This is a genomic window from Variovorax sp. SRS16, assembly GCF_901827165.1.
Lineage (GTDB): Bacteria > Pseudomonadota > Gammaproteobacteria > Burkholderiales > Burkholderiaceae_C > Variovorax.
Window position 1 is genome coordinate 318,876 of the sequence record NZ_LR594667.1, and the last position, 15,791, is coordinate 334,666.

At 60.4% G+C, this 15,791-nt stretch carries 14 protein-coding genes and 1 pseudogene; 10 read left to right on the forward strand and 5 right to left on the reverse strand.

Annotated features, from left to right (window positions below):
- Positions 1-15 precede the first annotated feature (15 nt).
- From E5P2_RS29545 to E5P2_RS29565, 5 genes are read left to right on the forward strand one after another with little or no spacing between them, the layout of a single operon-like run.
- Positions 16-303, forward strand: coding sequence for an oxidoreductase C-terminal domain-containing protein (locus E5P2_RS29545; protein ID WP_232076904.1), 288 nt, complete (start codon positions 16-18; stop codon positions 301-303).
- A 52-nt stretch (positions 304-355) separates the two neighbouring features.
- Positions 356-691 (forward strand): YciI family protein, encoded by a 336-nt coding sequence (locus tag E5P2_RS29550; protein ID WP_162570832.1) that lies wholly within the window; start codon positions 356-358, stop codon positions 689-691.
- Positions 692-702: 11 nt separating this feature from the next.
- Complete coding sequence (locus tag E5P2_RS29555; RefSeq protein WP_015060622.1) at positions 703-1,770, forward strand: maleylacetate reductase; 1,068 nt, start codon at positions 703-705, stop codon at positions 1,768-1,770.
- Positions 1,771-1,795: 25 nt separating this feature from the next.
- Positions 1,796-2,941 (forward strand): muconate/chloromuconate family cycloisomerase, encoded by a 1,146-nt coding sequence (locus E5P2_RS29560; protein WP_162570834.1) that lies wholly within the window; start codon positions 1,796-1,798, stop codon positions 2,939-2,941.
- A complete protein-coding gene (locus E5P2_RS29565; RefSeq protein WP_015060624.1) occupies positions 2,938-3,660 on the forward strand; it encodes a dienelactone hydrolase family protein in 723 nt (240 codons plus the stop codon). The genes E5P2_RS29560 and E5P2_RS29565 overlap by 4 nt, the downstream gene beginning before the upstream one ends.
- Before the next feature lie 37 nt (positions 3,661-3,697).
- Here the strand turns inward: E5P2_RS29565 and E5P2_RS29570 are convergent, their stop codons facing one another.
- The 4 genes and pseudogenes from E5P2_RS29570 to E5P2_RS29585 form a co-directional block, all read right to left on the reverse strand.
- Positions 3,698-4,657, reverse strand: coding sequence for a Bug family tripartite tricarboxylate transporter substrate binding protein (locus E5P2_RS29570; protein WP_015060625.1), 960 nt, complete (start codon positions 4,655-4,657; stop codon positions 3,698-3,700).
- 209 nt (positions 4,658-4,866) lie between these two features.
- The gene (locus E5P2_RS29575) at positions 4,867-5,790 is read right to left on the reverse strand and encodes a dihydrodipicolinate synthase family protein (protein WP_015060626.1); all 924 of its coding nucleotides are present in this window, start codon (positions 5,788-5,790) and stop codon (positions 4,867-4,869) included.
- Positions 5,787-6,296, reverse strand: coding sequence for a MaoC family dehydratase (locus tag E5P2_RS29580; RefSeq protein WP_015060627.1), 510 nt, complete (start codon positions 6,294-6,296; stop codon positions 5,787-5,789). The genes E5P2_RS29575 and E5P2_RS29580 overlap by 4 nt, the downstream gene beginning before the upstream one ends.
- Positions 6,296-6,787: pseudogene (locus E5P2_RS29585) on the reverse strand (cyclase family protein); the annotation flags it as partial. The gene E5P2_RS29580 and the pseudogene E5P2_RS29585, both read right to left, overlap by 1 nt.
- Positions 6,788-6,896: 109 nt before the next feature.
- Here E5P2_RS29585 and istA (E5P2_RS29590) point away from each other — a divergent pair.
- The 3 genes from istA (E5P2_RS29590) to E5P2_RS29600 are packed head-to-tail and all read left to right on the forward strand — an operon-like array spanning position 6,897 to position 10,181.
- Positions 6,897-8,453, forward strand: coding sequence for an IS21-like element IS1600 family transposase (gene istA, locus E5P2_RS29590; protein WP_011255179.1), 1,557 nt, complete (start codon positions 6,897-6,899; stop codon positions 8,451-8,453).
- Positions 8,443-9,237, forward strand: coding sequence for an IS21-like element IS1600 family helper ATPase IstB (gene istB, locus E5P2_RS29595; RefSeq protein WP_011255145.1), 795 nt, complete (start codon positions 8,443-8,445; stop codon positions 9,235-9,237). The genes istA (E5P2_RS29590) and istB (E5P2_RS29595) overlap by 11 nt, the downstream gene beginning before the upstream one ends.
- Positions 9,234-10,181, forward strand: coding sequence for a Tn3 family transposase (locus tag E5P2_RS29600; RefSeq protein WP_015060629.1), 948 nt, complete (start codon positions 9,234-9,236; stop codon positions 10,179-10,181). Before istB (E5P2_RS29595) ends, E5P2_RS29600 begins: the two co-directional genes overlap by 4 nt.
- Here E5P2_RS29600 and E5P2_RS29605 read toward each other — a convergent pair.
- A complete protein-coding gene (locus tag E5P2_RS29605; RefSeq protein ID WP_013397097.1) occupies positions 10,150-13,020 on the reverse strand; it encodes a Tn3-like element IS1071 family transposase in 2,871 nt (956 codons plus the stop codon). The genes E5P2_RS29600 and E5P2_RS29605 overlap by 32 nt on opposite strands.
- Positions 13,021-13,331: 311 nt before the next feature.
- Here E5P2_RS29605 and istA (E5P2_RS29610) point away from each other — a divergent pair, with 311 nt between their 5' ends.
- A complete protein-coding gene (gene istA, locus E5P2_RS29610; protein WP_162571147.1) occupies positions 13,332-14,855 on the forward strand; it encodes an IS21 family transposase in 1,524 nt (507 codons plus the stop codon).
- Positions 14,848-15,687 (forward strand): IS21-like element helper ATPase IstB, encoded by an 840-nt coding sequence (gene istB, locus E5P2_RS29615; protein ID WP_162570835.1) that lies wholly within the window; start codon positions 14,848-14,850, stop codon positions 15,685-15,687. The genes istA (E5P2_RS29610) and istB (E5P2_RS29615) overlap by 8 nt, the downstream gene beginning before the upstream one ends.
- Positions 15,688-15,791: the final 104 nt, after the last annotated feature.

Genomic DNA, 15,791 nt, shown 5'->3' on the forward strand with positions numbered 1-15,791 from the left:
GCGGCCAGCGCGGCCTTGGGCTTTCCCGTTTGCTATGACCCGTTGCCATGGTTTTGGTCCGATCAGTTCACGGTCAACATCCAGATTTATGGTGTGCCCAAGTCGCATCACCGTGTCGCCATTCGCCGACTTCTCGCGACGCAGACGTCGCTGTATTTCTACCTTGAACAAGACCGGCTGAAGGCCGTTGTTGGGGTGAACGCACCGAGAGAGCTTGCAATGGCGCGCCGCCTCATTGAGAAGCAGACGGCGGTCATGGCCGAAGTGCTGGAGGATCCAGATCAATCGATTCCACGCGCGTGATTCCGGTCTACAAGTTATCAGCGATGCAGCCGTTTTTTAAGGAGATATCTCAATGTATGTAGCGATTTTTTTTCAAGACTTGCCGGGCACAGTTGCGAAACGCCAAGCGGTCGTGTCCGAGCACCGCAAATACATGGAAGGCCATGCAGCCAAAGTGCTGGCGGCGGGCGCGACCTTTACTGACGACGGAAAATCCGTTAGAGGTGGGAGCTACATCGTCGAGGTGAGCGACCTAGAGGAGGCTCGTCAGTTCGTAGAGAACGATCCGTTCACGCGAGCCGGGCTGCGTTCCTTCGTAACCATACAACCCTGGATCAAAGCCGTGTTCGCCGGGAAGTTCAACATACCAACCGACGACAGCCCGCTTTATGCGAATTCTGTCGCCTGAGCGAGTTGATGATGAAAGACTTTCTCTACCAGGGCATGCCAAGTCGCGTCAGATTTGGCCGAGGTACTGTCTCCGAGGTCGGCGACGAAGTCGAACGGCTGGGGTGCAAACGGATCTTGATTGTGGCAAGCGCTCCGGAACAGGCCGAACAGATCCGATCCCTCGTCGGCCCTGTTTGCGTCGGCGTCTTCGCTGGGGCCGTAATGCACACGCCCGTCGAAGTGACGGAGACCGCTCTTGCACAGGTGCGGAGCTTGCGTGTGGATGGAGTAGTGGCATTGGGCGGGGGATCGGCGATCGGGCTTTCCAAAGCTATCGCGCTTCGTACTGATCTGCCACAGCTAGTGATTCCAACCACCTATGCCGGATCCGAGATGACTCCCATTCTTGGTCAAAGCGAGCGCGGCATCAAGACTACACAGAGGACGCCCAAAGTACTGCCGGAAACAGTTATCTACGACGTAGAACTGACGTTCACACTCCCTCGAATGCTGTCTGTGTCGAGCGGCATCAACGCCATGGCTCACGCAGTAGAGGCGCTTTACGCGAGTGACGCTAACCCGATAACCGACACGTTCGCTGAACTAGGGATTGCTGCCCTATACAGAAGCCTCCCGAAACTCTGCGAGGACCTGGCTGCTCCCGAGGTGCGGACCGAGGCACTGTATGGCTCATGGTTGAGCGCCATTTGCTTGGCCTCGACGTCGATGGGTCTTCACCACAAGCTTTGCCACACGCTTGGAGGCGCTCTAAACCTACCCCACGCCGAGACTCACGCTGTAGTGCTATCGCACGCCATCGCATACAACGCTCCCAAGATTCCTGAGGCAATGGTCGTAGTGGGGCGAGCGATGGGTGGAGGAGATCCCGCTGGGCTGATCTATGACATTGCAAAGGACAGCGGCGTGCCGGTGACTTTGCGAGACCTGGGGATGAAAGAGAAGGACATCGACGTCGTAACCGCCGCAGTGATGGCTAAGCCCTACCCGAATCCCAAGCCCCTCGAGTCCCAACTCGTTAGGCGCTTGATTGCGAATGCATGGGCTGGGATCAGGCCAGATCATTCGACGTACCTGTAGTGGTTTTCGTCGACAGGAGGACAAGATGAACGCGCAAACTATCGAAACCATCGAGAGCATCGACACTCGCATAGTCGATCTGCCTCTCAAGAAGGTACACAACCATTCCAACTCGTCGCATTCGCATCAGTCGCTCCTCTTTTTGACGTTGCGCACCTCCAGCGGAGTAGTCGCGTACGGGGAAGGGGGCACGCCCGCGGGAACGCCGTTTTGGGGGGGCGAGTCTATCGAAACCATGAAGCAGGTCGTCGATCGATACTTGGCCCCCGCGCTTATAGGTGAAAATCTCTTTGGACACGAGACACTGCTCCTGCTGATGGATCGGGTGGCGTCCGCCAACTTCTTCGCCAAAGCAGCCGTCGACGTCGTACTGCACGATGCGGTGGGTCGGATCTTGGGGCTGCCAGTAAGTGCCTTTTACGGAGGACGCGTTCGGGAATCGATGCCAGTCCTCTGGGTGCTCGTTTCAGGTAACGCAGGCGTCGACATCGAGGATGCTGAGAATCAGCTTGAAAACCGCCGCCACCGAACGTTCAAGATAAAGATGGGTCTTAGCGATCCCCGATCTGAGACGGAACGGGTCGTCCAAACTGTCAAGGCGATTCACGCGATGGAAACTCGGGCAATCGTCACCGTGGATCTGAACCAGGCATGGGACTTTCCGACATGCATGCAGTATTTGCCTCGGCTGCAGGACGCGGGCGTCGCCATGGTTGAGCAGCCTTTGCCCAAGTGGCAGCTAGAAGGTCTTTCGAACCTATCGGCGAGGTTGAACATACCCATTGCAGCGGATGAGAGTCTCTGGGACTTCCGTGATGCCTTTACATGCTTCAAGGCCGGCGTCACGGGGCTATACGGCGTCAAAGTGGGTAAGGGCGGCGGGATTCGGCGCGCGTACAAAGCCGCGGCCATAGCAGAGGCCGCGGGGATTCCAATATACGGGGGAATGGCGCTGGAAAGTTCGATTGGCACGGCCGCAGCGCTTCAGTTGTTCAGTGCGCTTCCCACTCTGGCCTGGGATTGCGAGCTGGTTGGGCCGCTGCTTCTAGCTGACGACCTGGCAACGACGGCCACACAGTACAGGGAATACGAGATTGTGGTTCCTCAGGGCGTAGGGCTTGGTGTCGAGCCCGATTTGGACAAGATCATCTTTTACTCGCGAGAAAAATGAAAAACTTCAACTTCGAATTGCAAACGACTCATGGTGCCATGGGTGGCTACATTTCGTCCGACTCACGGGAGCGGAAACAGGGCATTGTTCTGCTGCCGGAGATTTTTGGGATTAACAATGCGATGAGATTGGCGGCCGACCAGTTCGCTCGTGAAGGGTTCGTCGTGCTGGCACCGGATCTTTATAGCCAGATCGAACCTGGCGTCGAATTGACGTATTCTGACTCGGACCGGGAGATTGCCATATCATTTTGGCAACGAATGGACAATCAAGTCGCGCTCGATGACGCGAGGGCAGCGGTCAATTCGCTCGCGAGCGACCCACGCTGCGATGGAAGCGTCAGCGTCGTCGGATTCTGCTTGGGAGGCAAGTACGCCCTTCAGCTTGCGGCGATCGGAGGCATCGACAGCAGCGTGTCGTTTTATCCTGTCAAAGCGCAGGACTATCAAGCGGAGCTTTCGGCCCTGAAGCGCCCGACGCAAGTCCACATCGGAGATTCGGATGCGCACATTCCTGTGGAGGTGCAGGAAATTTTGAAGCGGGCCCTAGGCACCCCTAACGCTTTGCATGAGTTCTTTATCTATGAAGGTGCCGGGCACGGCTTCTTCAACTCTGTTCGCTCATTTGGTTTCGCACCCAAAGCCGCCGAGCTGGCACTCTCGCGATCGGTCGAGTTCCTCACGCGACACCATTCCAATGGGCTCCAGAAGTCGCCGTAGCCTGCGCCTTTTTTGGAGTGGATTGTTGGCCTGGATACTAGTCGAGCTTCACGCCAAGCGATTTCACAAGTGGCAACCAACGCGCACGCTCGGCCGCCATGAAGTTGCCAAGGTCTTCGGGTGTCCCTGCCATCGGTTGTTCTCCAATCGAGTGAAATTTCTGCGCTACTTCTGGTTTGAGCAACGCATCATTCACAGCCTTGTTAATTTCCAATACAGCAGAACGCGGCGTCTGCGCCGGCGCCACGATCGCAATCCACGCGCTGGTCTCGCCATTGGCGTATCCCGATTCTTTTAGTGTGGGCACGTCCGGCAAAAGCGGAAACCGTCGGTCATCAAGAATGGCCAAGGGGCGGATTTTTCCAGCTTTGGCTTGATGCATTGAAGACGGCAGCGCGTCGAACATGACGTCAACGTTATCGCCGATCAGGCCCAAGATAGCTGGTGCGCTTCCGCTAAACGGTACGTGCGTGACCTTGTACCCCATCAGAGCCGCCACATACTCGCCGGCAAGATGGGTCACATTGCCGATTCCGGCTGAGGCCATAGACAGTTGCCGGGTCTTCATCACCGACACCAACTCCGCGACGCTGTCGACGCCAAGGCCATTACGGGTGACCAAGAGAAGCGGTGATTTTCCCAACCCAGCTACTGGCGCAAAGGACTTCGCGGGATCATATGGCATCTTGTCATAGATAGCCGCGTTCAGAACTAGTGGGCCATTGCCACCGACGAAGAATGTCTTCCCATCAGGCTTCGCGCGCGCCACTAGATCGCCAGCAATCATGCCACCGGCACCGGGCTTATTTTCAACCACGACAGGAGTGCCGAGGCTTCTTGCGACCTCATTCGCCACAATTCGTGCCATCTGGTCGCCAGCGCCCCCAGGCGGGTACGCGACGACAAAACGAATGGGGGTCGGTTGCTGCGCATGAACTTGGAGAGCGCAGATCGTCAGAATAATTGCCGAGCATGCGGCGCGGAAATACATGAACATGGGAAGATCCTTTAGACAAGCAGGAGAAAAAGTCAATTTGATTTCACATGGATCCGGCACCTTAAACAGGCACTGACTAACGTGAGTTGATCTCGGAAAAGAAAGGAATCAGAGCTTGCGCATGATGTCGATCATTGAGCGGTTTACAAGACAGGCATGCCGAGCGCTTTACGAGTCCGGAAGCGAATTCCATGGTCATACTGGTCTCCTTAGTGATTCAACATGACGGCCTTGGCCAAGGCCGCCCGGATGCCGTCGATCTCCGCTGTCGATAGCTTCATCAACGGCGGCCTCACCACGGCATGGGGAAAGCGTCCCATGAGGACTTGAGCCTCTTTCATCCGGTTGTGCTGGTCGGCCATCGGGGCGTGGTAGAAGGCCTTGTTCGGAATGTCCAGCCGCTCATTAATTTCCCGAGCACGTGGCAGGTCGCTGTCTTTCATCGCCTCGAACAGCTCGGCCTGAAGCGCGGCGACAGTGCTGCCTGCACCCGACAAGATGCCTTCGCACCCGAGCGCAAGTGATTGCAGAAGCCACGAGCTGTGGGCGGTCAGCACGTTCACCTTCCTGTGGCTATTCTGGAGCTGTCTGACCGTCTCTTCGTGCGCAACGGGGTCACCGCAGTAGTCTTTGATCGCCTTGATGCTGGGGATGGTGTCAGCCAGATTGGTGAGCGTCTGGATCGCCATCATTTGCGCGCCCGCATATTGAAAGATGATCAGTGGCAGGTCGCATGCATCGGCGATCCGCTGGTAATGCTCCATGACCATCTCAGGCCGAAGCTGGGCACCCTTGCCGAAAGCAGCCGGTGGCACCACCAAGAGCGCGTTGGCGCCGAGCTGCTGCCATTGCTTGGCATGCTGGGCTGCGACGATGCTGCTTTCCGAATAGACGCCGCCGATCACCGGCAGCGCGTTGCCTACTTCTTCCAGAGCCACCGTTAAGATCCGGGCCTGTTCCTGCTCCGTGCAAGACATGACTTCCGACGCGTGTCCGTTGACGCAGATTCCCGTGACTCCCTTGACGGAGGCGAGATCACGCAAGTGAGACCTGAACGTGGTCAGGTCCAACTCCATGTCTTGAGTGAAAGGCATCAGCGCCGCTGGAATGACGCCGCTGGCACGAAATTTCATGGGGTATCTCCTTGTTTTCCGGTTGGGTTCGAATGGGGCGGGCGGCCGGCCAGCAACCGTACCGCTGTGTACGTCATGACCGTTACCCCGCGCTGGTTCAGGACGGTGATCGCCGATGCGACTACGGCGCGGCCGGTCTTCTTGGGCTGGATCGACATGATTTCGATCTCGGCCCGGATCGTGTCGCCCACCAGCACGGGCGCGAGGATCTTCTGCGTCAACTCGAGCATGGCGAGCCCGGTCCCCTGGATCATGGTCTGCAGAATGAACCCCTCGATCAGGGTGTAGGTCAGCGCGGCCGGTACCGGCCGGCCGGCAATGGCCCCGTCCGGGTAGTTGGCTTCGATGAAGATGGCCTCCAGCATGCCCGTGACCGACACGAAATTAACGAGGTCCGCCTCGGTCACGGTACGACTGAAGGTGTCGAATCGATCGCCCACTTGGATGTCCTGCCAATGGCGGCCTTGCCCGAGGCGCACGGGCGGAGTTCGATCGGGCGTCGGCATCACGTGGTCGCGATCGGTGTGGTGGGCGAGCCGACGGCGCCGGGCAGCCGCAGGGGGGGCGCGGTCAGCAGGAACGCGGTGCGGCCCTCCTGCCCGAGGTAGTCGGCCAGATCCTTCACCCACCACAGTTCGGCCAGCGGCACGCCCAGCTTGAACAGGCAATGCTGGTGAAGGGGAAGCGAGGGCCGCCGGCCAAGCGCCTCGCGCGCGGGCAGGCCCTCGACCGCGTAGTTGTCGGCGCACAGTGCCGCGATGCCGCTGTCGGTTATCCAATTCAGCAGCCGTGTGTCCCGCCCATCGAGGACACTGCCCGTGGCGTCGAGAATTTCCTTGTCGGGCTGCCTGTTCATCGCCATAACCGCTTCCGTGAAGCCCGTGCGGAACACCACTATGTCGCCAGGCCGCACGTCGATCGCATCCTCCGCGATGACGGCCTGGAGGTCTTCATGGCTCACGTGCCGACGGTCCATGCCGAAATGCTTTTTGAGGTCAAAGTGTTGATTTCCATCCAGAACTGATCCACTTAACCCGGTAATTTCCGTCTAAAACTGATCCACGTAACAACCCTAACCTGCTGATTTTTTCGGCAGGAGCATAGGAGTGATTGACGTGGCAACATTAAGTGTCATCAGACGCTGGGCCCTGCGCGAGCAGTTGTCCATCCGAGAGATCGCCCGGCGCACCGGCCTGTCTCGCAACACCATCAAGAAGTACCTGCGCGCGGGTGTGGCGGAGCCGCACTACCCTCGGCGCATCAGTCCGAGCCAGCTCGATCCCTACGCCGAGAAGCTCTCAGGCTGGCTCAAGAGCGAAGCGGGCAAGTCGCGCAAGCAGCGGCGCACCGTGAAGCAACTCCACGCCGACCTGTCCGCCCTGGGCTACCCAGGCTCATACGGCCGGGTAGCCGCCTTCGCCCGAGTCTGGCAGCAGCAACGTCAGGAAGCGCAGCAGACCACCGGCCGAGGCACCTTCGTGCCGCTGGCCTTCGGTCCTGGCGAAGCGTTCCAATTCGACTGGAGCGAAGACTGGGCCGTCATCGGCGGCGAGCGCACCAAGCTGCAGGTAGCCCACTTCAAGCTCAGCCACAGTCGCGCCTTCACCGTGCGGGCTTATCCGCTGCAAACCCACGAGATGCTGTTCGATGCGCACAACCATGCCTTCGCGGTGTTGGGTGGCATTCCCCGGCGCGGTATCTACGACAACATGCGCACCGCCGTGGACAAGGTGCGCCGGGGCAAGGAGCGCGACGTCAACGCCCGTTTCAGCGCCATGGTCAGCCACTACCTGTTCGAGGCCGAGTTCTGCAATCCGGCCTCGGGCTGGGAGAAAGGGCAGGTGGAGAAGAACGTGCGTGATGCGCGTCACCGGCTGTGGCAACCCGTGCCGGCGTTTCCAACCCTGGCCGAACTCAACGAGTGGCTGGAGAACCGCTGCAAGACCTTGTGGCGCGAGATCGTCCACGGCAAGCTGCCAGGCACGGTGGCCGATGTCTGGGAGCAGGAGCGGCCCACCCTGATGCCGATGCCGCGCCCCTTCGACGGCTTCGTCGAACACACCAAGCGGGTCTCGCCCACCTGCCTGGTGCACTTCGAGCGCAACCGCTACAGCGTGCCGGCCTCCTACGCCAACCGGCCGGTGAGTCTGCGGGTCTACGCCGAGCGGCTGGTGGTCGCCGCCGAAGGTCAGATCTTGTGCGAGCACACGCGCCTCATCGACCGGCGCCACGACGTCGGTGGTCGGACCGTCTACGACTGGCGTCACTACCTGGCGGTGCTGCAGCGCAAGCCCGGTGCCTTGCGCAACGGTGCTCCGTTCGCCGAACTGCCGCCAGCCTTCAAACGGCTGCAGGCCATGTTGCTGCGCCAATCGGGTGGCGACCGGGAGATGGTGGAGATCCTGGCCCTGGTTCTGCACCACGATGAACAGGCCGTGCTGGCCGCCGTGGAGCTGGCCTTGGAAGCTGGCGTGCCGACCAAGACCCATGTGCTGAACGTGCTGCATCGTTTGCTGGAAGGGGAGCCGGCGCCTGCGGCGCCGGTGACGGCACCACAGGCCCTGCGCTTGGTCAACGAACCTCAAGCCAACGTGCTGCGCTACGACCAGTTGCGCCGCCCCGCGGCTGCCCGCACAGCCCAGGAGGTGCGTCATGCGTCATGACCCTGCCAGCGGCGCCATCGTGATCATGCTGCGAGAGCTCAAGATGTATGGCATGGCCCAGGCCGTGGCCGAGCTGACCGCACAAGGGGCACCGGCGTTCGAGGCGGCACAACCCATCCTGGCCCAACTGCTCAAGGCGGAAACCGCCGAGCGCGAGGTGCGCTCCGTGGCCTACCAATTGAAGGTGGCCCGTTTCCCTGTGTACCGGGACTTGGCCGGTTTCGACTTCGCCCACAGCGAAGTCAATGAGGCGCTGGCGCGGCAGTTGCACCGTTGCGAGTTTCTGGAGGAGGCCAACAATGTGGTGTTGGTCGGGGGCCCGGGCACTGGTAAGACCCACCTGGCCACGGCGCTCGGTGTGCAGGCCATCGAGCATCATCACCGGCGAGTCCGGTTCTTCTCCACGGTCGAACTGGTCAATGCGCTGGAGGTCGAGAAGGCGCAGGGCAAGTCGGGACAGATCGCCACCCGGCTCATGTACGCCGATCTGGTGATCCTCGACGAACTGGGTTATCTGCCATTCAGCGCGTCCGGTGGGGCCTTGCTGTTCCACCTGCTGTCCAAGCTTTACGAACGCACCAGCGTCGTGATCACGACCAACCTGAGCTTCAGCGAATGGGCGTCGGTGTTCGGTGATGCGAAGATGACGACGGCGCTGTTGGACCGGCTTACGCACCACTGCCATATCCTGGAAACTGGCAACGACAGCTTCCGATTCAAGAACAGCTCGGCGCTGCCGGCACAATCCAAGAAGGAGAAAACCAAGAACTTATCCACACCGTGAGCCTTCCAGGCTTGCAAAAAGGGTGGATCAAGATTCGATGGAAATGCCGGCTCAGGGTTGCATGGAAATTAACATATGGCAGCAGCCCAGGCAGGACGTTCTACACCCACATCTCTGACCAGTACGCGCCGTTCCACAACAAGGTGGTCAATGTCGGCGTGCGCGATTCCACCTACGTGCTTGACGGCCTGCTGTACCACGAGTCCGACCTGCGCATCGAGGAACATTACACGGACACGGCGGGCTTCACCGATCACGTCTTTGCCTTGATGCACCTGCTGGGCTTCCGCTTCGCACCGCGCATCCGAGACCTGGGCGACACCAAGCTCTACACCCCGAAAGGCGAAGCCGCCTATGACGCGCTGAAACCGATGATCGGCGGCACTCTCAACATCAAGCACGTCCGCGCCCATTGGGACGAAATTCTGCGCCTGGCCACCTCGATCAAGCAAGGCACGGTGACGGCCTCGCTGATGCTTAGGAAACTCGGCAGCTATCCGCGCCAAAACGGCCTGGCTGTCGCCCTGCGTGAGCTGGGGCGCATCGAGCGGACGTTGTTCATCCTGGGCTGGTTGCAAAGCGTTGAGCTGCGCCGCCGCGTCCATGCCGGGCTGAATAAAGGCGAAGCACGCAATGCACTGGCCCGCGCCGTGTTCTTCAACCGGCTGGGCGAAATCCGCGACAGCAGCTTTGAGCAGCAGCGCTACCGGGCCAGCGGCCTCAATCTGGTGACGGCGGCTGTCGTGCTGTGGAACACGGTCTACCTGGAGCGCGCAGCGCATGCGTTGCGTAGCAACGGCCATGCCGTCGATGAAACGCTATTGCAGTACCTGTCGCCGTTGGGCTGGGAACACATCAATCTGACCGGCGATTACCTCTGGCGCAGCAGCGCCAAGATCGGCGCGGGCAAGTTCAGGCCGTTGCGACCTCTGCAATCGGCTTAACGTGCTTTATTCTCCGTTTTCTGAGACGACCCCTGGTGGGCGCAATCTTCCCGATCAGTTCCGGTGGAATGACCTGGCGGCGGTTCGACCAGCGATCCAGGACCGCCTGCATCTGTGAGGTATTCCACGCCATCACGATGTTGGCCATCAGGCTCAACGCATCGGCCACAGCCTGCATTTCATCGACACGTTTGGCCTGCGCCGGGCTGATCCGGCCGGTATAAATGGCGCGCTTGAGGGCGTTAACAGCCTCGCCCCGATTGAGCACCCGGCGCAACTCGTTCCTGAAAGCGTCCTTGACAAAGTAGTCAGCCAAAAACGCCGTACGCAGCAACCGCCCCAATTGCACGCCAGCCTCATAGATTGGATCGCCCTGGGCGGCAGAACCGAACCGCGCAAGAGCTGCCACCGCACTGGCATGTCCGCTCATGACCGAGGCTGCCAGGTGCACCAGACTATCCCAATGCTTTTCGATCAAAGCGACGTCGACATTGGCTTCGCACACCGCAGCGATTTCTGCGGGCACTTTGGTGCCGCGTGGCACAAAGAGGTGGCGCTGTTTGAGTTCCTTCAACCGCGGGCAAAGATCAAAACCAAGCAAACGGGCATGTGACATGGCAAAGTCGGTGTAGCCATGGGTATCCACAGCAAGCTGGCTGGTCTCCAGCTTTTCTTGGCGGATGACACCTTCAATGGCCACGCCCGCCTGGCGCTCATTGAGCACAAAGGGCTGCGCATGGAAGATGCCCCACCGGTCTTTTACATGGGAGTAGATTCCAATGGAAGGTGTGTTGCGCCGAGGATCAAGCCGGGCTTGCCACACCCGTTTGGTGGTCTCCATGCTCATCATGTCAGAAGATGCCAAATCGGACCGCCCCCAGGTGGCGGCAATCGGGTGTCGCTGCATGAATTCCAGCACAGCCTGGCAGGCCTGGCTCAGACGCCGTTCGTCCCGCGCCCAGCGCATGGCCTGGCGAATGCTGGTGGCAGACAATTGCGGAATCATGCGCGCGCATTCGACCGCAGTCAGACTGGTGCCGTGGGCCATGATGCCGGCATAGACCATCAGCAGCTCGTCGGTAGAGCGCGGCTCACGTCCGAGCATGATCCAGCTAAAGCGCACCTGGGCGTCAACGGCCAGAATCACTTCCGGCAATTGAACCTCACCGATGCGGTGATCCAAAGCCGCGCGCAGCTTGGTCACTTCTGGGTCTTCGTCCTCTGCGGGCAATGGCGACAAATGGAGTTCATCATCCACGCGCAGTACGCCACTGCGGGCTGCAGCGGCCACCGCATCGACACCGGCAGTTACTCTGGCCAGCAAAGGCTTCAAGAAAGTGGCAGCCTTGCTGGGTAACGATAGACGGGCATAGTGTTTCTTGGACTCTGCCTGCCAACGCTCGTCCGTGAAGAACAAGCGCGCACGACCCCGAAAGCTCAGGCTGTGCTCAATCCAGACCGAGCCATTGCGCACCGCGCGGCGCAGGGCAAACAGGGTGGCCACCTCCAACGCCTGAAACGCCCGTTCCCGGTCTGGGCTGGAGATCGAAACCTGCCAGATCATTCCCAGACTTGGTGCCACCACTTCAACTGGCAGCTTTCTGGATCCTTTGAGATATAAAGCTTGCAGCTTGGCAAGGTACTCGATGGCAGGATGCTCGCCGGTGGCCTGCCAGGGCAGCTTTGCAATGGCGACGAGCAACGACCGCACGGGGCGAATTCCATCAATCAATCCCTCGCGGACCAGGGAGGCCCTGCTCGGTGGTTTGCGTTTCTGGGTTTCGGTGATCAAGGCTTCAAGACGGGCACGCAACTCAGCATCTGGCACCGCACCTTGCGCGCTCAAGGCAACAAGTTCGCCGAGCAGCGTTTTGTACATTGCGGCCCAATTGACGGTAGCGGGGACATCGGCGGCAGCCTGACGCCACAGATCGGCGATCCGGCGCTGCACCATAAGGATCAACTGGTCTGTGGTGGTGAACAGGCAATACCGAAGAAAGCATGCGACCTCCACGGTGCGCGCTGGCTCTTTGATCTTGGCTCCGGCTGAGGGCGGCCTGGAGACAAGTCGGCGCGCGTAGCGGCGCAAGATGAGATCGGGGATGTCTGCCAGGTGCTTATGAACGTCCAGCGTGTAAAGCAGGTCGATGCGCTCCAGTACCTCGCTGATTTGGCGGGTTGAGTGTTTCGCCGGTGCAGCCCATAGCCAACTCTGCTGGGTTTGTCCATCTGGGCGCAGCTCTGAAACTGAGGCTCGCCAGCGATCAAGTGTTGCTGGATCAACGCTGGCGGCGATGGCGGTGCCTGTTTCAACTTCAAGCTGGGCAAGTGCCGCCGCAATCAGTGTCCGAATTGCCCGCTCGTGCACGATCACCAGCTTGTTCTTGTACAGCCATTGACGCGCCCGCACGAGTAGCTGATCGCGGTCGGCGCAGCGCGCCACTTCGTCGCGCAGTTCACGTACCAGTGAGCGGCGCTGGTGCTCGCTCATCCACTGGAATCCAAGGACCGTGCAGGCTACTTGTTGGTGATCGAATAGCGTGCGCCCGCGTTCATACATGGCTCTCAGCGAGGCGACTTCTGGTGCTGCAATGCCAAGCTCGTTGCCAAGGTGGCGCCACAAGGCTACTGGAATTACCCGAAAGGCACCGAGCAAACGCCCACTCATGCGCAGGAAACCAATATGGAGCGCCAGACCAAGCTTGTGGGAATCACCTCGGCGTGCATTGATTGCGTCGCGCTCGGCACCATCGAAGGTGAAAAATGCCTTCATCTCGAAGTCGCTGATATCGCGGGGGAGCCCACGCATCCCCAAAAACGTTGTGTGCCAACCCTGCATCGTGAACCTCAAAAGTGGGAGGCCACCATACCCGTTTACAAAGCGAACAGGAAAGTCAATGAAATCAACGGTCTACCCAGACCACCCCCGCGCCAGTGCTAGCTTTGCGTACCGTCACTTATTGCACTGAAAACGAGGAGACCCCGACTACAGGCCTGGCCCGAGTTGACCGGCTCCCGGCTGCTGCGTGAGATCCGGGTGTTGACGCCGACCGAAAACTGACCATCTAGAGGTCGAAGTGCCTACTGAAAATTGACCAGGGTGTTCCACTGACCTGCTGAAACTTTCAGCAGGGAAATTAGGTGATCACCATGGACATGATTGGCAAGGTCAGGCGCATGAAGCTGCGCGACCAACTCTCCCTGAGCGAGATTTCCAAGCGAACCGGCTTGGCCCGAAACACGGTCAAGAAATGGCTCAAGGCCCCCGGCCATGAGCCTCCGAAGTACGAGCGACGCGTCGTTGAGCGCAAGCTCACGGCGTTCGAGGGCACGCTGCACCAGGCGCTGGCGGCCGATGCGCACCGGCCCAAGCAAAGCCGGCGTTCTGCAAGGGCACTGTTCTCCCAGATCCAGGCGCAGGGTTACCGCGGTGGCTACAGCGCGGTCACGGACTTCATCCGGGCGTGGCGCACGCGCTCTGACAGCAGTCCGGCCAAGGCGTTCGTGCCCTTGAGCTTTGAGTTGGGCGAGGCGTTCCAGTTTGACTGGAGCGATGAGGCGATGGTGGTGGGCGGCGTGTTCTACAACGTGCAGGTCGCGCATTTGAAGCTGTGTGCCAGCCGAGCGTTCTGGCTGGTGGCGTATCCCAGCCAGGGGCACGAGATGCTGTTTGACGCGCACACGCGCTCGTTCCAGGCGCTTGGCGGGGTGGCGCGGCGGGGCATCTACGACAACATGAAGACCGCGGTGGACAAGGTCAAGCGGGGCAAGGGGCGCATCGTCAACGCGCGCTTTGCGGCCATGTGCAGCCACTACCTGTTCGACCCGGACTTCTGCAACGTGGCCTCGGGTTGGGAGAAAGGGGTGGTGGAGAAGAACGTGCAGGACAGCCGCCGGCGTATCTGGATCGAGGCGAGCACCCGGCGCTTCGGCTCATTCATCGAACTCAATGCCTGGCTGGCAGAGCGTTGCCGCTCGGTGTGGGCCGACACGTCGCACCCGATCCATCGACAGTTCACCGTGGGTGAGATGCTGGAGTTGGAGAGGGGCCACCTCATGTCCATGCCGACGCTCTTTGATGGTTATGTGGAGCGCCTGGCCCGGGTAAGCAGCACCTGCCTGGTGGTGGCCGCCCGCAACCGTTACTCGGTGCCGTGTGAATGGGCGGGTCACATCGTGAGCACCCGGGTGTATCCGGAGCGGGTGGAGGTGGCTGCCATGGATGCGGTGGTGGCCAGCCACGCCCGGCTCTCGGGCAGTGGACAGACCGTCTTTGACTGGCAGCACTACATCGACCTGGTGCAGCGCAAGCCGGGTGCGCTTCGCAATGGAACACCCTTCCTGGATCTGCCGCCTGCGCTGCTGCGGCTGCGGCAGTCTTTGTTGCGCCACGCCGGAGGTGACCGGGTCATGGCGCAGGTGCTGGCGGTGGTTCCGCAGGCGGGTTTGGAGGCGGTGCTGGTGGCTGTAGAGCTGGTGCTCGAAGGCATGGCCCCCAGCGGCAGCATCAGCGTGGAGCACGTTCGCAATGTGCTGGCGCGGTTGAACAACCCGGTGACCCCAATGCAGGCCGAGACCGCGCTGCAATTGACCTTGGCGCCCAAGGCCGACACAGCGCGGTACGACCGGCTGCGTCCCACCCACCTGGATGATCAGGAGGTGCGTCATGCGTGATACGACACGGGATGTTCACGCGCAGCTCAAGGCATTGAGGTTGAACGGCATGGCCGTGGCCTGGGCGGATCTGGTCGAGCAAGGTGGGGACTCGACGCTGGATGCCTCACGCTGGCTGGTGGAGCATCTGCTGCAAGCCGAAGATGCGGACCGGGCGATGCGCTCGATTGCGCACCAGATGAAGTCGGCCCGCTTCCCCATGCACCGCGACTTGGCCGGGTTCAACTTCGAGGTGTCGCAGGTGGACAAGGCGCTGATCCAGAAACTCTCAGACCTGTCCTTCACCGACGATGCGCAGAACGCTGTGCTGATCGGTGGGCCTGGCACGGGCAAGACGCACCTGGCCACCGCACTGGGCATTGCCGGGTTGAGCCGGCACGCCAAGCGGGTGCGGTTCTACTCCACGGTGGATCTGGTCAACGCGCTGGAGCAGGAGAAAGCCCAAGGTCGCGCAGGCCGCATTGCCATGAGTTTGGTGCGCATGGACCTGGTGGTTCTGGACGAACTGGGCTACTTGCCGTTCAGCCAGTCCGGTGGTGCCTTGCTGTTCCACCTGCTGTCCAAGCTCTACGAGCACACCAGCGTGATGATCACGACCAACCTGACCTTCGCGGAATGGTCCAGCGTGTTCGGGGACGCCAAGATGACCACCGCGCTGCTCGATCGGTTGACGCACCACTGCCACATCATCGAGACCGGAAACGAGTCCTACCGCTTCCGCCACAGCTCCAAGGAGGCCAAGGGCCGCATCAAGTCCAGGGAGCAGGAGCGCAAGACTTCAGCCAGTCAACCCTTGAATGAAGGGAGCGAGAAACCAGGAACGTCTCTATAGTTATCCACAGCTGACCTCCTGCGGAGGCAGCCTTAGCCCCTGGTCAAAATTCAACCGGCACAGCTGGTCAATATTCCATCGGCGCCAACAGCTAGGCGGCAATG

Excerpts from the sequence above, each read along its gene's own strand:
- istA (WP_162571147.1), top strand. The coding sequence starts at position 13,332 with ATGGACATGATTGGCAAGGTCAGGCGCATGAAGCTGCGCGACCAACTC.
- E5P2_RS29605 (WP_013397097.1), bottom strand. The coding sequence starts at position 13,020 with ATGCAGGGTTGGCACACAACGTTTTTGGGGATGCGTGGGCTCCCCCGC.
- istB (WP_011255145.1), top strand. The coding sequence starts at position 8,443 with ATGCGTCATGACCCTGCCAGCGGCGCCATCGTGATCATGCTGCGAGAG.
- E5P2_RS29580 (WP_015060627.1), bottom strand. The coding sequence starts at position 6,296 with ATGCCGACGCCCGATCGAACTCCGCCCGTGCGCCTCGGGCAAGGCCGC.
- E5P2_RS29550 (WP_162570832.1), top strand. The coding sequence starts at position 356 with ATGTATGTAGCGATTTTTTTTCAAGACTTGCCGGGCACAGTTGCGAAA.
- E5P2_RS29575 (WP_015060626.1), bottom strand. The coding sequence starts at position 5,790 with ATGAAATTTCGTGCCAGCGGCGTCATTCCAGCGGCGCTGATGCCTTTC.
- E5P2_RS29555 (WP_015060622.1), top strand. The coding sequence starts at position 703 with ATGAAAGACTTTCTCTACCAGGGCATGCCAAGTCGCGTCAGATTTGGC.
- E5P2_RS29560 (WP_162570834.1), top strand. The coding sequence starts at position 1,796 with ATGAACGCGCAAACTATCGAAACCATCGAGAGCATCGACACTCGCATA.
- E5P2_RS29565 (WP_015060624.1), top strand. The coding sequence starts at position 2,938 with ATGAAAAACTTCAACTTCGAATTGCAAACGACTCATGGTGCCATGGGT.
- E5P2_RS29570 (WP_015060625.1), bottom strand. The coding sequence starts at position 4,657 with ATGTTCATGTATTTCCGCGCCGCATGCTCGGCAATTATTCTGACGATC.
- istB (WP_162570835.1), top strand. The coding sequence starts at position 14,848 with ATGCGTGATACGACACGGGATGTTCACGCGCAGCTCAAGGCATTGAGG.